Source organism: Bacillus cereus group sp. BfR-BA-01309, assembly GCF_022664315.1.
GTDB classification, from domain to species: Bacteria; Bacillota; Bacilli; order Bacillales; family Bacillaceae_G; genus Bacillus_A; species Bacillus_A mobilis.
This window is the reverse complement of record NZ_JAKUHE010000005.1, coordinates 318255-340678: the sequence shown is the minus strand read 5'-3', so window position 1 is coordinate 340678 and position 22424 is coordinate 318255. Positions and strand designations below refer to the sequence as shown.

Genomic DNA, 22424 nt, shown 5'->3' with positions numbered 1-22424 from the left:
AGCAGAAGAAAGTAGAAGAGCAGAAGAAAGTAGAAGAGCAGAAGAAAGTAGAAGAGCAGAAGAAAGTAGAAGAGCAGAAGAAAGTAGAAGAACAGAAGAAAGTAGAAAAACAGAAACAAGTAGAGACAGCTAAAAAGCCTGAGCAAGGAACTCATGAACAGACTACTGATCATAATGAGAAGCCATCAAAATAAAGTAGCCTCTGTAATAAAAAAGAATGATATATATGAGTGTGAGGGAGTATTTGCCCTCGCACTTATTCCGTTTCTTAAAATATACACATTTAAATTCAGAAAAATCAAAATAATATTGAGAAATAAAAATAATTGAAAATATTGATAAATATTTGTTGTATTTATAGAGTTCTGTTCGTTATAATGAACTTAAGGTTTTTAAAAGAGAACGAACGTTAGCTAAGCTAATATAGTTTTCTTTATGTCCCTTATTGAAAAATAAGGGGTGAAAATATAAAAAACAGCTAGGGGGAATTGATTGTGAGTCTGAAAAAGAAATTAGGTATGGGAGTTGCATCAGCGGCATTGGGGTTATCTTTAATTGGTGGAGGAACATTTGCATTCTTTAGTGATAAAGAAGTATCAAATAATACATTTGCAGCTGGGACGCTAGATCTTACATTGAACCCTAAAACGCTTGTAGATATTAAAGATTTAAAACCAGGGGATTCTGTTAAGAAAGAGTTCTTATTAAAGAACAGTGGTACTTTAGCAATTAAAGACGTTAAATTAGCGACAAAGTATAGTATTACAGATGCAAAAGGTGATAATGCCGGTGAAGATTTTGGTAAGCATATTAAAGTAAAATTCCTTTGGAACTGGGATAAGCAAAGTGAACCTGTATATGAAACAACTTTAGCGGATTTACAAAATGCTGATCCTGATCTTGTTGCTAAAGATATCTTTGCTCCTGAGTGGGGAGAAAAAGGTGGCTTAGAAGCTGGAACAGAAGACTATCTATGGGTACAATTTGTATTCGAAGATGATGGTAAAGATCAAAATAAATTCCAAGGCGATGCATTGAACTTAGAATGGACATTCAATGCTAACCAAACAGATGGCGAAGAAAAATAATAAATAAAAAAAAGCGGGGAATCCCCGCTTTTTTTTATAAAGAAAAAAAGAAGTGCCCGTATTAAGCACTCTTTTATATGTATTATTGTTGATTTTTCTTCCATTGTGTAAATTCAAGAAACTCACGAAATTGTTCTTTGGAGACACCTGAGCTCATTGCATCTTTAACGAGTTGTGTCCATTCGGAGTCTAAGTGATTTTCCTTTGTTGTTTCATCATGAAGTAAAGTATCAACTGGAATTTGTAGAACTGCTGCGATTTTTTCAAGAAACTGAATGGAAGGGTTTTTTTGTAAATTTCGTTCTATAGAACTAATGTAAGATTTAGCAACGCCAGCTTTTTCGGCAAGTTCAGTTAATGAAATACCTTTTTGTAAACGAAGGCGTTTTATACGTTCTCCAATCATATTTGCGCACCTTTCTATCAATATGTCGTCGTCTTATGATGTCATTATTATAACATAAACTTCGTTAAAAAGAACAAACCTATTGAGCCTGACTTGATGTCTTCATACGTTGGAAAAATTGCTCGATGTCTTGCATTGCGATACCAGCGTCTAGAGCTTCAAGTATTAAATCAATCCATTCTTGATCCAGTGCGTCTGTCTTATCTTTGTACAAGTATAATTCCTCCCTAATTATCGGTCATAATTGCTGCTACAGAATACATGATAATGCAATCGAATTTTGTGTTTTATGCATCGAATTATCAAATATTGTGTAGATGAAACAAAGATAAAATCCCCATTAAACTCCCTCTATGGAAATTATAAATTGTTCGATAGAAACTTTCAATATTTTCAGAAAACATTGTTGAATTGTGATATATTCGTATGCTAACTATGGAATTTTTACAAATATATTAAAAACATTACATAATATGACTAAATATTGAAAAAATATTGAATTTTTAATAAAATTCAATTTGTAATACATATTATTTATTAGGGGAGGAAATAAGGGATGAACAAGAAACCGTTCAAAGTTTTATCATCAATCGCTTTGACAGCTGTATTAGGTCTTTCATTCGGAGCAGGTGGCCAGTCTGCATATGCTGAAACACCTGTAAATAAGACAGCTACGAGCCCAGTTGATGATCATTTAATTCCGGAAGAACGTTTAGCAGATGCGCTAAAAAAACGTGGGGTAATTGATTCGAAGGCTTCAGAGACAGAAACAAAGAAAGCTGTCGAAAAATACGTAGAGAACAAAAAGGGTGAAAATCCTGGGAAAGAAGTATCAAATGGGGACCCACTTACGAAGGAAGCATCTGACTTTTTAAAGAAAGTTAAAGATGCAAAAGCAGATACGAAAGAAAAGGTAGATAAACCTGCAACAGGAACACCTGCAGCGACAGGGCCAGTTAAAGGTGGTCTAAATGGTAAAGTACCAACATCTCCAGCAAAGCAAAAAGCGTACAACGGTGATGTTCGTAAAGATAAAGTACTCGTTTTACTTGTAGAGTACGCTGACTTTAAGCATAACAATATCGATAAAGAACCTGGTTATATGTATTCGGAAGACTTTAACAAAGAACATTATGAAAAAATGTTATTCGGTAATGAGCCATTCACATTAGATGATGGAAGTAAAATCGAAACATTTAAACAATATTACGAAGAGCAATCTGGTGGTAGTTACACAGTAGATGGAACAGTTACAAAATGGTTAACAGTTCCTGGTAAAGCTGCTGATTACGGTGCAGATGCTGCAAGTGGCGGTCATGATAATAAAGGACCAAAAGGACCACGAGATTTAGTAAAAGATGCATTAAAAGCAGCTGTAGATAGCGGTATTGATTTATCTGAGTTTGACCAGTTCGATCAATACGATGTAAATGGTGATGGAAATCAAAATCAACCGGATGGTTTAATTGATCACTTAATGATTATTCATGCGGGTGTTGGACAAGAAGCTGGCGGTGGTAAATTAGGTGACGATGCAATTTGGTCACATCGCTGGACAGTTGGACCAAAACCATTCCCAATTGAAGGCACACAAGCGAAAGTTCCATATTGGGGCGGAAAGATGGCAGCATTTGACTACACAATTGAGCCAGAAGATGGCGCAGTTGGTGTATTCGCACATGAATACGGTCATGATTTAGGTCTTCCAGATGAGTATGATACGCAATATAGCGGTCAAGGTGAGCCGATTGAATCTTGGTCTATTATGAGTGGTGGTAGCTGGGCTGGTAAAATTGCAGGAACAACGCCAACAAGTTTCTCACCGCAAAATAAAGAGTTTTTCCAAAAAACAATCGGTGGTAACTGGGCAAATATCGTAGAAGTAGATTACGAGAAATTAAATAAAGGTATCGGTCTAGCGACGTATTTAGATCAAAGTGTAACGAAGTCAGATCGTCCAGGTATGATTCGTGTTAACCTACCAGATAAAGATGTTAAAACAATTGAACCAGCATTTGGTAAGAAATATTATTACAGCACAAAAGGTGACGATCTTCATACAAAGATGGAAACACCGCTGTTCGATTTAACGAATGCAACGACTGCAAAATTCGATTTTAAATCATTATATGAAATTGAAGCAGAGTATGACTTCCTTGAAGTGCATGCTGTAACAGAAGATGGTAAACAAACGTTAATTGAAAGACTTGGTGAGAAAGCTAATAGTGGAAATGCAGATTCGACAAATGGAAAATGGATTGACAAATCATACGATTTAAGCCAATTCAAAGGTAAGAAAGTAAAATTAACATTTGATTACATTACTGATGGTGGTTTAGCATTAAATGGATTTGCTCTTGATAATGCTTCATTAACAGTAGATGGTAAAGTAGTATTTTCTGATGATGCAGAAGGTACACCACAATTAAAGTTAGATGGTTTTGTTGTATCTAACGGAACTGAGAAGAAAAAACATAACTATTATGTAGAGTGGAGAAACTATGCTGGTGCAGATAACGCGCTGAAATTTGCTCGTGGTCCAGTATTTAACACTGGTATGGTTGTATGGTATGCGGACTCTGCTTACACAGATAACTGGGTTGGCGTACATCCAGGACACGGTTTCCTTGGCGTAGTTGATTCTCACCCAGAAGCAATTGTAGGAACTTTAAATGGTAAACCGACAGTTAAGAGTAGTACACGATTCCAAATTGCTGATGCTGCGTTCTCATTCGACAAAACGCCAGCTTGGAAAGTTGTATCTCCAACGCGTGGAACGTTTACGTATGATGGCTTAGCAGGTGTACCGAAGTTTGACGATTCAAAAACGTATATTAATCAACAGATTCCAGATGCAGGACGTATTTTACCGAATCTTGGCCTGAAGTTTGAAGTAGTAGGACAAGCTGATGATAATTCTGCAGGTGCTGTTCGTTTATATCGTTAATACAGTAAAACTACCGAGAGATTTTCTTTCGGTAGTTTTTTTGTGAGCAATGAATTTTATATAAAAGAAGAAATTATATATAATGTAACTTTACGAATAGAATTTTATTATATATGAAGTCTATATAAATAATGAAAGAATTGGATAAAAATAGTGGGAGAAGGTGAATGAATGAGTGTTTCTTCTATTGTAAATAAACAAAAGGCATATTTTTATAATGGCCATACGAGAAGTATAGAAGTGAGAAAGAATAACTTGAAGATGCTTTATGAAGGCATTCAGCGCTTTGAAGAAGAAATATTTCAGGCATTGAAATTAGATTTAAATAAGTCAGTTCATGAGTCGTTTACAACGGAAGTTGGATATGTATTAAAGGAAATTTCCTTTCAATTGAAGCATATTTCATCGTGGAGTAAACCGAAGCGAGTTCGAACAGCACTTACTCACTTTGGATCAAAGGGGAAAGTCGTGCCTGAACCATACGGTGTGACACTTATTATTGCACCGTGGAATTATCCGTTTCAATTAGCAATTGCCCCACTTGTAGGAGCGCTGGCAGCTGGAAATACAATCGTTTTAAAGCCGTCAGAGCTAACGCCAAACGTTTCCAAAGTGCTTACGAGAATGTTAGAAGAATTATTCCAAGAAGAGCTTGTAGCGGTAGTAGAAGGCGGCGTTGAAGAGAGTACAGCTTTGCTGAAGGAACCATTTGATTATATTTTCTTTACAGGTAGTGTGGGCGTTGGGAAAGTTATCATGGAGGCAGCAGCAAAACAGTTGACGCCGCTTACGTTAGAACTTGGCGGAAAGAGTCCATGTATTGTACATAAAGATGCAAAAATAGATGTAACAGCAAGACGAATTGTGTGGGGAAAGTTTTTAAATGCAGGGCAAACGTGTGTAGCGCCTGATTATATGTATGTGCATGCTTCGGTGAAAGAACAGTTAATCGAGGCATTACGACACGAGATTGCGGAGCAGTATGGAGAAAATCCACTGAACAACGACAATTATGTACGAATTGTGACTGAACGTCATTTTGAACGTTTATGTACATTTTTGAAAGATGGTAAAACGGTAATCGGCGGGAATTATAAAAAAGAAACGTTACATATAGAACCAACAGTGTTAACGAATGTTACATGGCAAAGTACTGTTATGGAAGATGAAATTTTTGGTCCGATTTTACCAATTATAGAATACGACAATATAGAAGAGGTAATTGGCACAATTCAGCAACATCCGAAGCCGTTAGCGTTATATGTATTTTCTGAAGATAAAGAAGTACAAAAGAAAGTGACGAGTAATATTTCATATGGTGGAGGCTGTATTAATGATGTTGTCTATCATCTTGCAACGCCATATTTACCTTTTGGAGGCGTCGGAAGTAGTGGATTAGGTAGTTATCATGGGGAAGAAAGTTTTCGGACTTTTTCACATTATAAAAGCATTTTAGCCCAATCTACGGCATTCGATATGAAAATTCGTTACTCTTCTACAAAAAGTGCTTTAAAATTCATACGAAAGTTGTTAAAATGATGATGGTGTTTATCAGTAGGCGTAGCCGTATGATAATAGCCCCTTCGCAATGGAAGGGGTTTTTCTGTTCGACACATGTATCGTGCGAAAATGAATCAAACATACTACATAAAGAATAGAAGAGAACGCTGTTAAACAATCATTTTTGTTTGGATCGAAACAAAAAATAGTCTATAGAACATAAATATTTATTCATGAATATAAAAATTAAAATTTAAGGTAGATAGGACGGGAAAATGAAAAAGATTATTAAAGTTGAAGCAGTAGAAAAACATTTTGGAAATCAAGTGATTATCCCACCTCTTTCTTTAGACATTAAAGAAGGGGAATTTTTAACGATTTTAGGGCCGAGTGGTTGCGGGAAAACAACGTTACTTCGTATGATCGCAGGTTTTGAAACGCCAACTAAAGGGAATCTTTTATTAGATGATGAAAAGATTAACGATTTGCCACCATATAAGCGTCATATGAACTTAGTGTTCCAACATTATGCGCTATTCCCACATATGAATGTGGAGAAAAATATTTGTTTCGGTATGAAAATGCAGAAAGTACCGGCAGCAGAGCAGAAAGAGCGTGCTGAAGAGGCAATGCGTTTAACGCAGTTACTTGAGTTCCGTAATCGTAAACCTGCAAAGCTTTCTGGTGGACAGCAGCAGCGTGTAGCAATTGCGAGAGCGATTGTAAATAACCCGCGTGTATTATTACTAGATGAGCCACTTGGAGCGTTAGACTTTAAGTTAAGAAAAGATTTGCAACGTGAATTGAAAAACTTACAACGTAATTTAGGAATTACGTTCATATACGTAACGCACGATCAAGAAGAAGCGATGAGCATGAGTGATCGTATTGTCGTTATGAATAAAGGACATATTGAACAAATTGGAACGCCGAAAGAAATTTACAATAAGCCGAAAACAATGTTCGTTGCGACATTTATCGGTGAAAATAATATTGTGAAAAACGGGGAAGGCTATGTAGCAATTCGCCCTGAAAACGTAAAAGTACGTTCGGTTGAAGAGCCGATTTTAAAAGAATACCATCTTGGACATATTGAAGACGTTGAGTTTGTTGGAAATATGGAAAAGCTGTATGTACGTGACGAGAAAACATCAGAATTACTAATGGCATATCAAACTGCTGAAGAAGCAGCGCAGTGGAGCATTGGAGATAATGTATACGTAGGCTGGGAGCAAGAGGACGAGGTGACCTTAAATTGAAAAAAGGGAAATTACTCGCACTACCGACAGTCGCGTGGCTGTTAATCTTCTTCCTAATTCCCCTTCTGTTTGTATTGGCATTTGCCTTTATGCAGCGCGGGGCATATGGGACAGTGGAAATGCAATTTACATTAGAGAACATAGCGCGTGTGTTTGACCCATTATATATGGGGACGTTATGGGAAACAGTGAAAATTGCGGTTATTACGACAGTACTATGTTTACTGATTGGTTATCCATTTGCATATACAATTACAATTGTTGATCGTAAATATCGTTCCATTCTTTTATTATTGGCAACGATCCCGTTTTGGATTAACTTCCTTGTTCGTTCATACGCATGGATTGTTATTTTACGTTCACAAGGTCTTGTAAACACATTGCTATTGAAACTAGGCATTATTAGTGAACCTTTAAATTTACTATATAATACACCTTCTGTAGTACTCGGAATGGTTTATTCTTTATTACCATTTATGATTTTACCGGTGTATGCAGCGATTGAGCAGCTTGATAAGCGTAAGCTAGAAGCAGCTTATGATTTAGGTGCAACACCAGCAAAGGCATTTTGGAATGTAACAGTACCAATGACGATGTCAGGGATTGCTACTGGTTCTATTTTAGTGTTTGTTTCTTCTATCGGAATGTTTGTTGTATCAGACGTTATGGGTGGATCGAAGGTAGCATTAATCGGAAACGTAATTCAAAATCAATTCTTAGGAGCGCGTGACTGGCCGTTTGGATCTGCGTTATCTATGATTGTTGTTCTATTCTCTGTTCTGTTAATTTACTTATATTATCGTGCAACGAAAGTATATAAATATGATGGGAACGGAGGGGAATAGGCAAAGATGAAGAAGTTTTTAGTTTCTTATTCTTGGTTAATTTTATTGTTCTTGTATTTTCCAATGATGGTTTTAATGGTATATTCCTTCAATGATTCTCGCATTAATGCGGAATGGGAAGGCTTTACACTCCATTGGTATACAGATTTATTTCAAAAGCAAGATGTTATTGATGCGTTTATAAATAGTATGACGATTGCGATCGTAACGACGATTGTAACGACAGTTCTTGGTGTGATTTTTGCAATTGCATTACATCGTTATAAGTATCGTTATGAAGGGGCTATTAACGGTCTTGTGTATTTACCAATTTTAATTCCTGATATTTTAATGGGATTATCTTTACTTATCTTATTTAGTCAATTAGGTATGGAACTTGGCAAAACAACAATTATTATTGCGCACATTACATTTAGTATTTCATTTGTTGTCGTTATTTTAGCAGCACGTCTTTCTGGTATGGGACGTGATTTAGAAGAGGCTGCAAATGATTTAGGAGCAACGCCGTGGCAAACGTTCCGTTATGTAACGTTCCCAGCAATTGCACCAGGAGTTATTTCAGCCGCATTATTAACATTCACATTATCAATTGATGATTTTGTAATTAGTTTCTTCGTATCAGGACCAGGATCAACAACATTGCCATTATACATTTACAGTATGGTTAAGCGCGGAGTATCACCAGAAATTAATGCACTTTCTACAATTTTAATTGTAGCTATCGTAGGATTAATGGTTCTATCTGAAATCTTCCGTAACAAAGGTACAGATGGTGAAGAAAACTCTGGAGGACACCTTCCTTTATAATACGAACGATATAGAAAGTACGAGGGGGTAATAAACCGATGAAATTAATGAAAAGATTAGCCGGCGCAGCAATTAGCTTTAGCCTTGTTGCCGGTGTACTTGCTGGTTGTGGTGAAAAGAAAGAAGAATTAAACATTTATAGCTGGGCTGACAATTTTGATGAGCAAGTGCTAAAAGATTTTGAAAAGAAATATAACGTGAAAATTAACTATGATAAGTATGCAAGTAATGAAGAAATGCTTGCGAAATTACAAGCAGGTGGCGCAAAGTATGATTTAATTCAGCCGTCTGATTACATGGTTAAAACAATGGCGAAAATGGATTTATTAGCGCCGTTAGACAAAAAGAATATCCCGAATATCGAAAATATGATTTCTAACTTCAAAACACCGGCGTTTGATCCAGAGAATAAATATTCTTTAGTATATACTTGGGGTGTAACAGGGATTGCATATAATAAAAAGTATGTGAAAGAAGCTCCTACAAGCTGGGCTGACCTATGGAATGAGAAATATAAAGGGCATGTAACTTTATTAAATGATTCTCGTGAAGTGTTAGGAATGGGTCTTAAAAAGCATGGATTCTCAAACAGCACGAAAGATGATGCACAGTTAAAGACAGCAGCAGATGATTTAAAGAAGCTACTTCCAAACTTATTAGCATTTGATACAGATAATATTAAACAAAAATTCATTACAGAAGATGCTTGGATCGGAACAGTTTGGTCTGGAGATGCAGCATTTATCGCAAAAGATAATAAAGATGTAGAATATGTTGTACCAAAAGAAGGCGGCACAATTTGGGCTGATACGTTAGCAATTCCAAAAGGTGCGAAAAACAAAGAGCTTGCAGAGAAGTTTATGAACTACTTATTAGATGAAAAAGTAAGTGTGAAAAACTACGAGTCAATTGGATACAGTAATCCTAATGAAAAAGCTCATCCTCTACATAGTAAAGAATATCGTGACAACCATATGATTTTCTTAACGAAAGAGGAATTAGATCGTACAGAATGGCTTGTTGATGTAGACGATAAGCTAAAAGACTATGATCGTTACTGGACAGAGTTAAAAACAAAAGGTAAATAAGTAAGGAAATGCGGTTTCTAAAGTAGAAATCGCATTTTTTCATAGTAGGAGGAACTCGTTTGAACAAGAAGTTACATCAATATGAGGTAGTATGTATCGTTTTATTACTTGCTGTATTTGGCATTGTTGCTTGGCGAGTACATGTGGGTGGCGTTACAGTGATGGATACATATGTCCGAGGATTAGTAAAAGGATTACAAACAGAAGATTCGCTTACATTTTTCTCATACTATACAAAAGTAGGGTCTGCAATTGGGATCGTAACTACGCTCGTTATAAGTTTACTTGTTTTTTGGAGAAAACGTTATTACGCTGCGATGATCGTGTATCCAGTTGGTATTTTAATAACGCATCTTGTGAATAAAGGGATAAAAGAAATTGTGAAAAGAGAACGTCCGTCGTTAAATGAAGCATTGGATGCACTTGGATATAGTTTCCCTAGTGGGCATGCAATGTTATCTATTATGACATTCGGGTTTCTGGCTTATATCATTGCGGCAAATTTGAAGAGTGTAACAGGAAAATATGTTATAACGATCTTGATGGGAATAGTCATTGTATCGATTGGGTTAAGCAGAGTTATTTTAAATGTACATTATCCAACTGATATTTTAGCTGGTTATTGCGTAGGTGGTATTTTGTTAATTATAGCGATTTACTGTCATCGTTTACTTACCGAGAGATTGGGGCTTAATAAAGAGAGATAAAGTGAAACTTTAATCAGTGGGAGTTTTCTTCATCCCCTACTGATTATCAGCCCCACCAATCGGACTTTAATGGGCAGCCACCCCCGCCTAAATTCTTTGCTTTCGCTGAATTTTGAGGTGGGGGTCTTACTGCCCATTAAAGCGGGATAAAAAAACGTCTAGAAAAACTATCATTATAGTGTTTCTAGACGTTTTTTGTTTGTCTGAAGATGTGATACAGTATAAATGACAATTGAATTATTTAAAGTAGGTGAAAATGTGTGAAGACAAATGTACATAAAGTAGATAAGTGGGGGAAGTTAGGAGCTTTTTTGTATCAGTTTCGTTATACAGTAATTGTAGCGTTACTATTGCTTGCGATCGCACTTGGTATTTTTGCTCCAAAGCTACCAGGAGTATTAGGTGGTGACGGTTTCCAAACAGAAGGGGACTATCAAAAAACGAAAGAAATTTTAGATAAAGATTTTAAGAGGTCTCAAGATACACTTTTACTCGTTTTTGAGAAAAATAAAGGTGTTTCACATGAAGAATTTCAAAGGCAGGTAGAGGGAATTGTAAAAAATGTACAAGAGAAAGAGACTTATGAATCTTTCCATCACCCAGTGCAAAATAAAGAAATGTTACAAGATGATATCGGCTATGCGACAATTTTATTTTCCGGGAAAACAAATAAGGAACGAATGGAAAAGACATTACAATTTGCTGATAAAATCGAAAAGGAAAGTAATGCAGCGTTAAAAGTAACGCCTACAGGGTTTCCAAAAATTAATAAAGAGATTAATGAAAGAACGCAAAATGATTTAAAAGTAGCAGAGATGATTGGGTTACCGATTGCATTTCTCGTATTACTATTTTCATTTGGTAGCCTTTTGGCATCTATTTTACCAATTGTAAATGGGGCACTTAGTGTTATTAGTACGATGGGCATATTATACTTTATAGGTGTCGATAAGGAACTATCTATCTTTGTGTTAAATGTTGCACCGATGATTGGACTTGCGCTATCTATTGATTTTGCGCTATTATTTGTAAATCGTTTTCGAGAGGAAGTTGCAAAGCGAACGGTAAAAGAAGCGATAGCAATTACATATCAGACAGCAGGGCGTGCAATTGTATTTTCAGGATTATGTGTATTTGTTGGGTTATCGGGTTTGTTCTTCTTTAAAATTGATTATATTCAGTCTGTCGCAATTAGCGGAATGATTGTTGTGATTATGAGTATTTTATTCTCACTCACACTTCTTCCAGCGCTATTATCATTAATTGGGAAACGAATATTAAAAAAGAATCAAGTAGCACATACACCGGCAAAGGCGTGGCGTAAATTTGCACAATTTGTAATGAAACATCCAATTGCGATGATTATTGTTGTTACAACATTTATTGTTATTTGCTTATTACCATTACGTACAGCTAATTTGCAGTTCCCTGACGTGGAAGCTCTACCTAAACAAAGCGATACAAGAATTGCATATGAGAAGTATGAAGAAGCATTTAATAAAACGGCAAAAATACATGCTGATGTTACGTTAGTGGTAGAGACGAAAAAAGATATGAAAGAAAAAGAAAGTTTACAAAAGGTTGAAGAAGTCGTTCAAAAGTTAAAAGATGATAAGAAAGTGCATGAGGTAAGAAGTTTATATGACGGGTTAACAGATATGAAAGCAGATCAAGTTGCTGGAATGTTAGAGTTACCAGAAGCAGCGAAACTAGCTCCTGTATTTGAAGCATATACAAAAGGGAATAAGACGACGATAGAAGTCTTTCTAAAAACGAAACCACGTACTGAAACTGCTAAACAGTGGGTTCGTGATTTTAAACAAAATTATAAAGAAACAGATGTTACGTATTATTTAGGTGGGATGACGACGTTCCAACAAGAGTTAGAAGATGAAATTAAAGATAAAGTTGCAATTGGTATGTCTGTTATATTTGGATCGACCTTTGTTATATTATTATTTGCATTCAGATCTATACTCATTCCGATTAAGGCAATTATTATGAATATACTTAGTTTAAGTGCAACAATCGGAATTGTTGTTTGGTTATTTGAAGGTGGGCATTTTGGTTTAGAAGCGAGTCCGGTTCTATTTGTCTTACCAATCTTCATTTTCGGTCTCGTATTCGGGCTTAGCATGGATTATGAAGTCTTTCTTATTTCACGTATTCATGAATTGTATGAAGAAACAGGAGATAACGATCAAGCAACGTTAGAAGGACTTGTGTCAACAAGTAGGATCATTACATCAGCTGCGTTAATTATGATTGTTGTAACTGGTGCGTTCGCCTTTACTGATATCCTACCAGTAAGGCAAATGGGGCTTGGCGTTGCATTAGCGATATTCCTTGATGCAACAATTATTCGTCTTATGCTCGTACCAAGTTTAATGAAATTGTTTGGAGACTGGAACTGGTGGTTACCATTTCGAAAGAAAAGAGAAGAGAAAAATCATCGTAAAAAATACTCATCTATAAGATGAGTATTTTTTTATGAATAGCAAGGCCTACATTTTGCAAATAGTATGTGATAAGAAGATTACATATAAGTAGGTGAAGGCAATGTTTCGTTATTTTAAGTTTAAGCTAAATGATACAGTACAGTTTGCAGAAAACGATGGGCATATGTATCGCATTGTCGGTTATCGGTTAGAAAAAGGATTTTATCCAAAAGATGAATGGACTCATATTATTTATGAATTACTGAGAGATTTTGATGGATATACGATGGATGCGGAAGAGGAGGAACTTGTAAAGGTCATTCAAGTAGAGGATGAGTATTACAAAATACAAGAGGTATCGGGCTATCGTTATCCAGTAAAAATGAAGCAAAAACAACACGTGATGAAAGTAGAAAAGATGGATGATTTATTAGATACGTATAATGATTATAAAAGACTGGCGGATTTCTTTAAAGATTTATCGTATGAACAAAAAGCGGAAGAAGTATTGCAAGAAATGAAAAGGCGTAGAGCGTGAGGGGCAGTCTACTATAAGACTGCCCTCTATTTTTGACGGTGCATCAAAGTGTATTTTCCGTTACAATGAGAGAATCAATAGAAATAAGGTGATACAGTATGGAAACGAAGAAAAAGGGCGAATGGTGCGAAATTACTGTTCCAGCTATATGGAATGGCATAAGTATTGATTCGTTATTAAAAATAGAATGGGAAATACCGAAAAAGTTGTTACATCAGCTTCGTATGGAAAAAGGTGTTACCGTTAACGGAGAACAAAGAAGATGGAATGAGCTTTTAAATGAAGGCGATAAGTTGCAAGTTCATATGTTTGTGGAGGAAGAATACGATGTAGAGCCTGAATATGGTGAATTACATGTAGTATATGAAGACGATCACGTACTCATCGTAAATAAGCCTGAGAAGATGGATACACATCCTGCTGAAAAAGGTGGAACGGGAACACTTGCAAACCTTGTTGCCTTTCATTTTCAAATGCAAGGTTTAGAGACGAAGGTTCGTCATATTCATCGGTTAGATAAAGATACGACAGGCGGTGTCGTGTTTGCTAAACATAGAATTGCTGGTGCAATTATGGATCGTTTATTAATGGAACGAAAGATTAAAAGAACATATGCGGCGCTTGTGGAAGGAAAAGTAAAAGGTAAGCAAGGAACCATTGATGCAGCGATTGGAAGAGATCGTCATCATGCGACGAGACGACGTGTTTCTCCAAAAGGAGATCAAGCAATCACATATTATAAAGTAGAGAAGTATTTTAAAAAACAAAATGTTACGCTCGTAACGTTACAATTAGAAACTGGTAGAACTCATCAAATTCGTGTTCATATGAGCTATAATGGTAATCCATTAGTTGGAGATGTATTATATGGTGGACAAACGAAACATATGACAGGGCAAGCATTACATGCGATGAAGATTCATTTCTTACATCCAATTATGAAAGAAGAGATCGAAGTGGATGTACCATTTCCTGCAAAATTAAATAATACAATGAAAGAATTTCAAAGAATGAATGCGTAAAGTGTAAGTTTAAGTTTGAGAAAAGTAGATTTTTGCAGGAATTTCTCTAAAAGAAGCGAAGCCGTTAAGAGAAAAGAGAGGTGAAAATCACTTGATCAAATATAAATATATATTAGGAATAGCTTTCGTTTGTCTTTTAGTTACTCTATGCCTCTATCCATATTTACCGGATCTTATGGCAATACATTGGAATGAAAATGGTGAGCCAAACGAGTTTATGAGTAAACAAGTTGTTATAGCATTTATTCCTTGTCTTATTATTTTTTTACATGGCTTCGTGTATATTATTTCACATAATATATATAAATTTAATGAAGGTGAGCATGTCATTATAAGTGGATTTCTAAAGACGATTACTTTATTTATGGTGTTTATCCATACGCTCATTCTCTTTATTAATTTTGGAAGTAGGATAGCCTTTCAGACAGGACTAACGATTGGAATTAGTATGTTTCTTTTTATGCTTAGTAAAGGCTTTAAAACAGTTAAGAGTAAGGAAAAAGACCCAATTAAATTACAAAAAATTCGTTTAGTGAGTAGGCGGATTTTTCAAGTGATGGCATGTAGTATATTGTTTTCATTGTTTTTGAACTTGAAATGGGGATTTTATGTGTTACTTAGTGTAATAAGCTGTGGCTCTATTTTGTTTATGTTTTACATAATGTACTCATACATAATAGAAAGTTATGAAACGTAAAAAAGAGTCTTCTCATTATGAGAAGACTCTTTTAATCTATTTACTTCGTAATAAATTGTTGTGTCCAGTAGTTGCCGCTTTCTACATAGCCAACACCGATGTGAGTGAAGCTGTTATTTAAGATGTTTGCACGGTGTCCAGCACTGTTCATCCAAGCTTGTACTACTTCTTCAGGTGTACGTTGGCCTTGAGCGATGTTTTCACCTGCAGATGTATAAGAAATACCAAATTTCTTCATCATGTCAAACGGAGATCCGTAAGTAGGGCTGTTATGATCAAAGTAGTTGTTTTTTTGCATATCTTCAGATTTAATACGTGCTACTTTGCTTAATTCAGTGTCGATTTTTAAAGCTGATAAACCTTGTTTTGCACGCTCAGCGTTTGTTAATTCAACAACACGTTGTTCGAACTCGCTTAAAGATTTTGCTTCTTCAGCAGGCTTTTGCTCAGCTGGTTTTTGTTCAGCCGGTTTTTGAGTATTGTTGTTTTCAGCCGGTTTTTGAGCTTCTGGTTTTTGAACTTCTTCAGCAGGCTTTTGCTCAACTGGTTTTTGCTCAGCAGGCTTTTGAGTTTCTGGCTTAGCTGTTGGTTGCTCAGTTACAACATTTTCAGTAGGTTGTTGACCAGGAATATAGCAATTTGGTTGGAAGTTTCCTTGTTGCCATTGTGCTAATGATTCTACGCCCATAGATTGTAAGAATGCTTGTAATTCTTGTTGGCTCATTTGCTTCATCATCACTTTTGAATGCTGAATATTTTGAACCTTTATGTTGGATGGTTGTACTGTTGCAGCTTGTGCATCTAGAGAAGATACTCCTAATGTAAGAGCTGTTGCAGCAGCTACAGATAATAAAACACGCTTTTTCATGATGTGTGTCCCCCTATGTAAAGTTTTAATTTGTTTTCACACGATTTGTTTTTGACAGCCTGTCTGACTGACAAATTCATCGTAGCATAAAATTTGCGAGAAAAAAGATGGAAAAAAATTCATAGTCTTTAAAATTACCTAATTTATCCTAAGAAGGGAAAAGAGAAAAAATAAGAGAAACATAGAGTATAAAAGGAATTTTCAGCATTTTTATACTATGTTATAGGAGGGGATTTTTGGATGGATTTACCTAAATAGAAAATGAAGAATCCTATTGTATCAATGGTTTGAGAGGTTTTTTGAGGAATATACTGGATTGTTTTTTACAAAACTGTAATGTTTTTGTTGTTCTTTTTTATAATAAAGTAACATATTTTTAATGTTGTAGAGGACAAAAAAGCGGCTATCTCTTTACGTAGACGAAGGAGATAGCCGTTTTCTTATTATTACGTATGTTACGAGTTATTACGAGTTGGTTTCAATTGCTTCTAATAATAAATCTACAATGTGAATTCCTCTCATTTTATGAGAAAGACCTTCTCGTTCAATGCCTAATTTCATTTGTAATAAACAACCTGGATTGGCAGTAACAATGGTTGCTGCTTCTGTTTCATGCACGCGATCCATTTTATAATCTAGAAATTCCATGGATAACTCTGAATGAACAATATTGTAAATACCAGCAGAACCACAGCAGCGATCCGCATCTTTCATTTCACGGTATGTTGCGCCTTGAATTGCTTCTAGTAACATACGAGGTTCTGAAGATGTTCGCATAACATTGCGTAAATGACAAGAGTCTTGATACGTAATAATTTGCGGCTGGAGTCGTAAATTATTACGTTTATGGAAATCTAGTTCTACTAGAATAGCAGTAATATCTTTAATTTTAGAAACAAACTGCTTTGCACGTTCAGCCCACTGAGGATCGTCTTTTAAAAGATAATCGTAGTCTACGAGGTAAGCTCCGCAACCACCAGCATTCGTAATGATATAGTCGATGTTTAAATCTTCGAAGGCTGTTATATTACGTTTCGCTAATTCTTTTGCTCCACTTTTCTCACCAGCATGTCCATGTAATGCCCCGCAGCAACTTTGTGTTTTCGGAATAACGATATCACAACCAGCTAACTGAAGTAGTTTCATCGTTGCATTATTTGTTTCTAAAAACATCGTATCCATTAAACAACCTGTGAAGAATGCAACTTGTTTCTTCTTTGTACTTTCAGCAGGTAAAAATGCAGGACGATCTTTCATTGCTTTCATTTTTGGGACTTTTGGTAAAACGAGATCCATCGTTGCAAGTGTTTCAGGGAATAACTTCATAATCCCTGTTTTATGTGTTAGTGTTTGTAAACCGGAACGTTGGTAAAATCCGATTAATCCTGTTAATGTTCTCATTCGATTTTGATGCGGGAATAGTCCTTCAAAAACGACTTTACGAACAGCTTTCACTGGCATGGAGAACTTTTTGTTTTGATTTATAATATCACGAGTTTCTTCTAATAAATGTCCATAATTCACACCTGATGGACAAACAGGTTCACAAGCGCGGCAGCCAAGACAAACATTTAATGTGTTTTCAACATCTTCATCTGGCTCAATTAAACCGTCAACGACCGCTTTCATTAATGCGATACGTCCACGTGGTGAATGTGATTCTTTATATCCAGATTGAATATAAGTAGGACAAGTTGGTAAGCAGAAACCGCATCTCATACAGTTTAGTAGTTCATCTTCACTTAATCGTTCTTTAAATTCCTTTTGAATGTTTTCTTTATTTAATGTTGTCATCGCTCAACCACCACTCTTTTACGAGTGTCCTTCGCGAACATCTTTCCTGGATTCATAATGTTATTTGGATCGAAGGCTTGTTTAATCCCCTGCATAGCAGCAATACCTTCTTTACCTAATTTCATTTCTAAATACGGAGCTTTCATCGCACCAACACCATGTTCACCAGTAATCGTGCCGCCAAGTTCAATTGCTTTTGCAAATATTTCAGCAAAAGCTTGTTCAGCCCGGTGCATTTCTTCTTCATTACGAGCATCTGTCATACAAGTAGGATGTAAGTTACCATCACCAGCATGTCCAAATGTACAAATAGGAATATTATATTTTTTTGCAATGGCATTAATCGCTTCAACCATTGGAGCGATTTGTGAACGTGGTACCGTTGCATCTTCCAGTATTGTAGTAGGCTTTAATCTTGCAAGTGCTGATAGTGCACTACGGCGAGCTGTTCGAAGCGCATCTGCTTCTGCTTCATCTTTTGCAACGCGAACATTAACTGCATTCATAGAGCGGCAAACGTTGGCCATTTTTTCAATATCTCGATTGACAACTTCAGGCGGACCATCTTGCTCAATTAATAAAATTGCTTTTACGTCAGTTGGTAAACCGATTTGAGCAAACTCTTCTACTACTTCAATTGTCGGTTGGTCTAAAAACTCAAGTGTCGCTGGAATGATTTTATTTGCAATAATAGAAGAAACAGCACGTGCAGCTTCGTTAATATCTTCATAGAGCGCAAGCATCGTTTTCTTCGTTTCAGGCATAGGAACAAGTTTTAATATTGCTTCTGTTACGACGCCAAGTGTTCCTTCAGAACCGATAAATAACCGAGTTAAATCGTAACCAGCTACATCTTTTGCTAATTTACCGCCAGTGCGAATAATATCGCCATTTGGTAAGACAAGTTCAAGACCCATCACATAATCACGTGTTACGCCGTATTTTAATCCGCGTAATCCACCTGAGTTTTCATTAATGTTACCGCCGATTGTAGAAATTTTCATCGAGCTTGGATCTGGTGGATAAAATAAACCTTTTTCTTCTACCGCTTTAATAATATCAAGCGTAATCACACCAGCTTGTACTGTGATTGTTAAATTCTCTTCATCAATTTCTAAAATGTTATTCATATGACGGAAGATAAGGACGATACCGCCCTCAAGTGGACATGTTCCTGCGCAAAGGTTTGTTCCAGAGCCACGAACATATACAGGAATGTTGTGAGTGTTACATACTTTTAACACTTCTGCTACTTCATTTGTATTACGAGGAGCAATGACTGCATCAGGCATTGCTTGGAAGTTTGGAGTGGCATCATAACTATACGTTAAACGCCCCATATTGGATGTATCTACATTATCTTCGCCAACAATGGATACGAATGAATGAATAATTTGCTTTTCTAACATTGGAAATCCCCCTCAAACTGTTAACGTATTTAGTCATTATAAAAAACGTTGTCACAGTGCTTTCATTATAATGATAAAAAAGTTGGGGGATTCTTTCTATGTATAATCATCTAAAGATTACTCTATTTTATCGTTCTTTTTTGTGTGATTATCTAATAAGAGGAGCGAGAAGTATAGAATATGTAAGTCTTTGAATTGTTTCGGATCAAGTCCTGTATGCTCCTCGACCTTTTTAAGTCTGTAATGCAATGTGTTAATGTGTATATGTAATTGTTCAGCTGTTTGTTTATAGGATTGGTTATAATCGATAAATAAGCGTAAAGTGTGCATAAGCTCAGGAGATGATAGTAAGTTTTCAATCGTGCGCCTTAGAAACTGTTCCCGCGTTTCTGCAGAAATATCTTGTAAGCACATTTCTAAACGTAAATCTTCATTAAATACAATTTGTTTCGTTTCAAGTGATACGGAAAGAGCTTGCAATGCTTGTTCGTACGATAAGTTCATATTGCTTGGCGTAACGGACTGTCCAATCCCGATATATAAAGGAATAGAAAACGAATTTTCACAGTCTTGTTTTAATCGTGTTAAAAATTGATACGTTTGTTCTTTGGAGCCCGTGGCTGTAAATAAAATGAACCGATCATTTCCCCAGCGAACAAATAGATGCTCCTTTGTTAATAGATTGCGTACGTGTTGCCAAATTTTACGCTGAAGCATCGTGTCATTTTGATCGATAGAGAACAAAATAAGTTGTTTCTTCTTATATAAATCAATACCAAGTGTTTTTGCGCGATCGAGAAAGCTTGGAGACCAGTCTGTATTTTGAAGCCAATCAAAGACAAATGCTTCATAAGAACGGTGTTCAAGTTCTAGTTGTTCTAAAAAGTAGTTTTCGTGAATGAGTAGTTCGGTCATTTTACGTAATATTTCTCCGTATTGTGAAATGTTTTCAGGTTCGCCTGTAATTCCAATGACACCAATTACTTCGTCATGGAATAGTAAGGGGAGGTTCATACCCGCCTTTACACCTTGCAAACGTCGTTCATCTTCTTTTGTAATAATGACAGTTTTCTTTTGTTTTGCACAGCGGAGTGCGCCTTCATGAAATTGACCGATTCTTTCTACATCTGTACTTGCGATAATAACGCCTTCTATATTAATGATAATAATATTTTCTTTAATTAGTCTGCGTACTTCTCGTACAATTTTATTCGCTAAATCAGGAAAAAGCATAATTTGCACACCTCAAATTCTATTTGTTGTACATTATATATGTAAATGAAGTAAGAAAGGAAAATTTCACACTTTCCACACATTTATTTGTTATTTTACAATTATAACGAAATCATCCGAAGATGGAGGGAATCTTTTGAGAAAGTATGTTTTTCTTCTCTGTTTTTTATTTCTATTAGTAGGGTGTCAAGGAAGTACATATACACCGATTGCTAAAGATAAAAGTGTTATGATAACAACGAATATAAAAGAAGGTAGTATAAGTTTTGTTGATAAGCAAACTAAAAAGTTAATTACGACATGGGAACTTAATGAACCAATGGCAGGAGTTGCACTACTTCCAAACGGCGAGGATATACTTGTATATGGCAAGCAGTTAGAGTATATGTATGTATATTCACTAGCAGAAGGAAGGCAAGTGGACAAGTATAAAACTGGAAAAGGCATTGTAAATGTGATTGTATCCGAAGATAAAAAGCAATTATTTGCTGCCGATCAAACTGCTCAAAAGGTAAGGTTCTTTACGATAAAAGGGAAAGAGACAGGGGGTGTATCAACAGGAAAAGGACCGATATCGATGGTAGAGTACCATAACCAGTTATCTGTATTAAACTTTTATGATACGAAGCTAACGACAATTGATACAAAGAAAAAAGAAGTGATACAATCCTTTATGATTCCCCCAGCATCAACAGGAGCGACAATTAGCCCAGATGGGAAAGAAATATGGATTGGCGGACATGGTGATGGAAATCAAGTCAATGAAAAAGTATTAGTATATTCATTGCAGAGCGGAGAAATGGTACGTTCTTTACATGCTCCGTTTATGCCTGTGAATATAACGAAGGATAATAAGTATGTATATGCATTAAGTCACGGTTCGAATACGCTTAGACAGTTTGATGTTAGCACGTATAAAGAGGTAGCTTCTGTAGAAATAGGGTCGAACCCATTTGCATTTTTGAAGAGCGGAGCAGAAGGATACGTAGCAAGCTATGATAGTGATGAAGTGTGTGTCATAGATATGAAGAATTTGAAAATAAAACAAACAATTAAAGTCGGAAAAGGGCCGTTTCAACTCATAGAGAGGGAAGGGAAGAACAATGAGTAAATATAGGGTGCTAGTTGTAGATGATGAAAGTGATATGAGGCAGCTCGTTGGAATGTATTTAGATAATTTCGGATACGAGTGGGGAGAAGCTGAAAATGGAAAGGAGGCGCTAAAAAAATTAGAGACGGATCATTATGATTTCGTTGTATTAGATATTATGATGCCAGAGATGGATGGACTTTCAGTTTGTAAAGAAATTAGAAAAACATCAGATGTACCAATTATATTTTTAACAGCAAAAGGTGAAGAGTGGAATAGGGTGAACGGCTTACGTATGGGAGCAGATGATTATATTGTAAAGCCATTTAGTCCTGGAGAACTAATTGCTCGTATGGAAGCTGTGCTAAGACGTTATACAAAGCAAGAGCAACAAGAGGAGATTCAGTTTGGACCGATCCTTATTAATGAAAAAAGTAGGAAGATTGAGGCAGGTGGTGAGTCGATTTCTCTTACAGTAAAAGAGTTTGATTTACTCTATTTTCTTTGCCAACATACAGGGCAAGTATTTAGCCGGGAACAATTGCTGGAAAAGGTATGGGGATATGATTATGCCGGAAGTACAAGAACAGTAGATACGCACGTGAAAACGATGCGTTTGAAGCTTGGAGAAAGTGGAAACTACATTCAAACTGTTTGGGGTGTAGGCTATAAATTTGAGGTGTAACGT

General features: G+C 36.0%; 20 protein-coding genes and 1 pseudogene. 15 read left to right on the top strand and 6 right to left on the bottom strand.

The features are described 5' to 3' along the window. Positions 1–194 (top strand): annotated as a pseudogene (locus MR115_RS12800) (DUF4047 domain-containing protein); the annotation flags it as partial. A 300-nt stretch (positions 195–494) separates the two neighbouring features. After that, positions 495–1088 carry a biofilm matrix protein CalY gene (gene calY / locus MR115_RS12795; RefSeq protein ID WP_097816658.1) on the top strand — a complete coding sequence of 198 codons (594 nt, stop codon included), beginning with the start codon at positions 495–497 and terminating at the stop codon, positions 1086–1088. 82 nt (positions 1089–1170) lie between these two features. Here calY and MR115_RS12790 read toward each other — a convergent pair whose 3' ends face one another. After that, entirely contained in the window at positions 1171–1494 is a 324-nt protein-coding gene (locus tag MR115_RS12790) for a helix-turn-helix domain-containing protein (protein ID WP_097816659.1), read from the bottom strand. 79 nt (positions 1495–1573) lie between these two features. Beyond that, on the bottom strand, positions 1574–1708 hold the full coding sequence (locus tag MR115_RS12785) for an anti-repressor SinI family protein (protein WP_097816660.1): 135 nt from the start codon (positions 1706–1708) through the stop codon (positions 1574–1576). Positions 1709–2050: 342 nt separating this feature from the next. On the opposite strand from MR115_RS12785, the gene inhA1 reads away from it, so the two are divergent. The 11 genes from inhA1 to MR115_RS12730 all read left to right on the top strand — a co-directional run bounded on the left by inhA1 (position 2051) and on the right by MR115_RS12730 (position 15342). After that, entirely contained in the window at positions 2051–4441 is a 2391-nt protein-coding gene (gene inhA1, locus MR115_RS12780) for a M6 family metalloprotease immune inhibitor InhA1 (RefSeq protein ID WP_097816661.1), read from the top strand. A 171-nt stretch (positions 4442–4612) separates the two neighbouring features. Next, positions 4613–5980 carry an aldehyde dehydrogenase gene (locus MR115_RS12775; protein ID WP_242241548.1) on the top strand — a complete coding sequence of 456 codons (1368 nt, stop codon included), beginning with the start codon at positions 4613–4615 and terminating at the stop codon, positions 5978–5980. A 236-nt stretch (positions 5981–6216) separates the two neighbouring features. Then, positions 6217–7200 carry a spermidine/putrescine ABC transporter ATP-binding protein PotA gene (gene potA / locus MR115_RS12770; protein ID WP_000720323.1) on the top strand — a complete coding sequence of 328 codons (984 nt, stop codon included), beginning with the start codon at positions 6217–6219 and terminating at the stop codon, positions 7198–7200. Beyond that, positions 7197–8045 (top strand): spermidine/putrescine ABC transporter permease PotB, encoded by an 849-nt coding sequence (gene potB / locus MR115_RS12765; protein WP_061678818.1) that lies wholly within the window; start codon positions 7197–7199, stop codon positions 8043–8045. Before potA ends, potB begins: the two co-directional genes overlap by 4 nt. A gap of 6 nt (positions 8046–8051) precedes the next feature. Continuing rightward, positions 8052–8852 (top strand): spermidine/putrescine ABC transporter permease PotC, encoded by an 801-nt coding sequence (gene potC / locus MR115_RS12760; protein WP_242241547.1) that lies wholly within the window; start codon positions 8052–8054, stop codon positions 8850–8852. 38 nt (positions 8853–8890) lie between these two features. Then, on the top strand, positions 8891–9940 hold the full coding sequence (gene potD, locus MR115_RS12755; RefSeq protein WP_098596748.1) for a spermidine/putrescine ABC transporter substrate-binding protein PotD: 1050 nt from the start codon (positions 8891–8893) through the stop codon (positions 9938–9940). A 59-nt stretch (positions 9941–9999) separates the two neighbouring features. Then, entirely contained in the window at positions 10000–10647 is a 648-nt protein-coding gene (locus MR115_RS12750) for a phosphatase PAP2 family protein (RefSeq protein ID WP_242241546.1), read from the top strand. Positions 10648–10907: 260 nt separating this feature from the next. Then, positions 10908–13127: an MMPL family transporter gene (locus MR115_RS12745; protein WP_242241545.1), complete on the top strand. Its 2220-nt coding sequence runs from the start codon at positions 10908–10910 to the stop codon at positions 13125–13127. A gap of 79 nt (positions 13128–13206) precedes the next feature. Then, entirely contained in the window at positions 13207–13623 is a 417-nt protein-coding gene (locus MR115_RS12740) for a hypothetical protein (protein ID WP_061678834.1), read from the top strand. A 98-nt stretch (positions 13624–13721) separates the two neighbouring features. After that, a complete protein-coding gene (locus MR115_RS12735) occupies positions 13722–14645 on the top strand; it encodes an RluA family pseudouridine synthase (RefSeq protein ID WP_242241544.1) in 924 nt (307 codons plus the stop codon). Between the two features lie 91 nt (positions 14646–14736). Further along, entirely contained in the window at positions 14737–15342 is a 606-nt protein-coding gene (locus MR115_RS12730; RefSeq protein WP_242241543.1) for a DUF1648 domain-containing protein, read from the top strand. A gap of 40 nt (positions 15343–15382) precedes the next feature. Here the strand turns inward: MR115_RS12730 and MR115_RS12725 are convergent, their stop codons facing one another. From MR115_RS12725 to MR115_RS12710, 4 genes are all read right to left on the bottom strand, one after another. Beyond that, complete coding sequence (locus MR115_RS12725) at positions 15383–16210, bottom strand: CAP domain-containing protein (RefSeq protein ID WP_242241542.1); 828 nt, start codon at positions 16208–16210, stop codon at positions 15383–15385. A gap of 465 nt (positions 16211–16675) precedes the next feature. Continuing rightward, a complete protein-coding gene (locus MR115_RS12720; protein ID WP_242241541.1) occupies positions 16676–18004 on the bottom strand; it encodes a (Fe-S)-binding protein in 1329 nt (442 codons plus the stop codon). Next, positions 18001–19413, bottom strand: a complete 1413-nt coding sequence (gene glcD, locus MR115_RS12715) for a glycolate oxidase subunit GlcD (protein WP_242241540.1) — start codon at positions 19411–19413, stop codon at positions 18001–18003. Before glcD ends, MR115_RS12720 begins: the two co-directional genes overlap by 4 nt. 117 nt (positions 19414–19530) lie before the next feature. Next, a complete protein-coding gene (locus MR115_RS12710; protein ID WP_242241539.1) occupies positions 19531–20646 on the bottom strand; it encodes a CdaR family transcriptional regulator in 1116 nt (371 codons plus the stop codon). A 136-nt stretch (positions 20647–20782) separates the two neighbouring features. Between MR115_RS12710 and MR115_RS12705 the strand changes: the two genes are divergently transcribed. Both MR115_RS12705 and MR115_RS12700 read left to right on the top strand, forming a co-directional pair. After that, complete coding sequence (locus MR115_RS12705; RefSeq protein WP_242241538.1) at positions 20783–21757, top strand: YncE family protein; 975 nt, start codon at positions 20783–20785, stop codon at positions 21755–21757. Continuing rightward, complete coding sequence (locus tag MR115_RS12700; RefSeq protein ID WP_242241537.1) at positions 21750–22421, top strand: response regulator transcription factor; 672 nt, start codon at positions 21750–21752, stop codon at positions 22419–22421. Before MR115_RS12705 ends, MR115_RS12700 begins: the two co-directional genes overlap by 8 nt. The last annotated feature ends 3 nt before the right edge of the window (positions 22422–22424 follow it).

Excerpts from the sequence above, each read along its gene's own strand:
- MR115_RS12740 (WP_061678834.1), top strand. The coding sequence starts at position 13,207 with ATGTTTCGTTATTTTAAGTTTAAGCTAAATGATACAGTACAGTTTGCA.
- MR115_RS12735 (WP_242241544.1), top strand. The coding sequence starts at position 13,722 with ATGGAAACGAAGAAAAAGGGCGAATGGTGCGAAATTACTGTTCCAGCT.
- MR115_RS12710 (WP_242241539.1), bottom strand. The coding sequence starts at position 20,646 with ATGCTTTTTCCTGATTTAGCGAATAAAATTGTACGAGAAGTACGCAGA.
- potA (WP_000720323.1), top strand. The coding sequence starts at position 6,217 with ATGAAAAAGATTATTAAAGTTGAAGCAGTAGAAAAACATTTTGGAAAT.
- inhA1 (WP_097816661.1), top strand. The coding sequence starts at position 2,051 with ATGAACAAGAAACCGTTCAAAGTTTTATCATCAATCGCTTTGACAGCT.
- glcD (WP_242241540.1), bottom strand. The coding sequence starts at position 19,413 with ATGTTAGAAAAGCAAATTATTCATTCATTCGTATCCATTGTTGGCGAA.
- MR115_RS12700 (WP_242241537.1), top strand. The coding sequence starts at position 21,750 with ATGAGTAAATATAGGGTGCTAGTTGTAGATGATGAAAGTGATATGAGG.
- potD (WP_098596748.1), top strand. The coding sequence starts at position 8,891 with ATGAAATTAATGAAAAGATTAGCCGGCGCAGCAATTAGCTTTAGCCTT.
- MR115_RS12775 (WP_242241548.1), top strand. The coding sequence starts at position 4,613 with ATGAGTGTTTCTTCTATTGTAAATAAACAAAAGGCATATTTTTATAAT.
- potC (WP_242241547.1), top strand. The coding sequence starts at position 8,052 with ATGAAGAAGTTTTTAGTTTCTTATTCTTGGTTAATTTTATTGTTCTTG.
- MR115_RS12725 (WP_242241542.1), bottom strand. The coding sequence starts at position 16,210 with ATGAAAAAGCGTGTTTTATTATCTGTAGCTGCTGCAACAGCTCTTACA.
- MR115_RS12720 (WP_242241541.1), bottom strand. The coding sequence starts at position 18,004 with ATGACAACATTAAATAAAGAAAACATTCAAAAGGAATTTAAAGAACGA.
- MR115_RS12790 (WP_097816659.1), bottom strand. The coding sequence starts at position 1,494 with ATGATTGGAGAACGTATAAAACGCCTTCGTTTACAAAAAGGTATTTCA.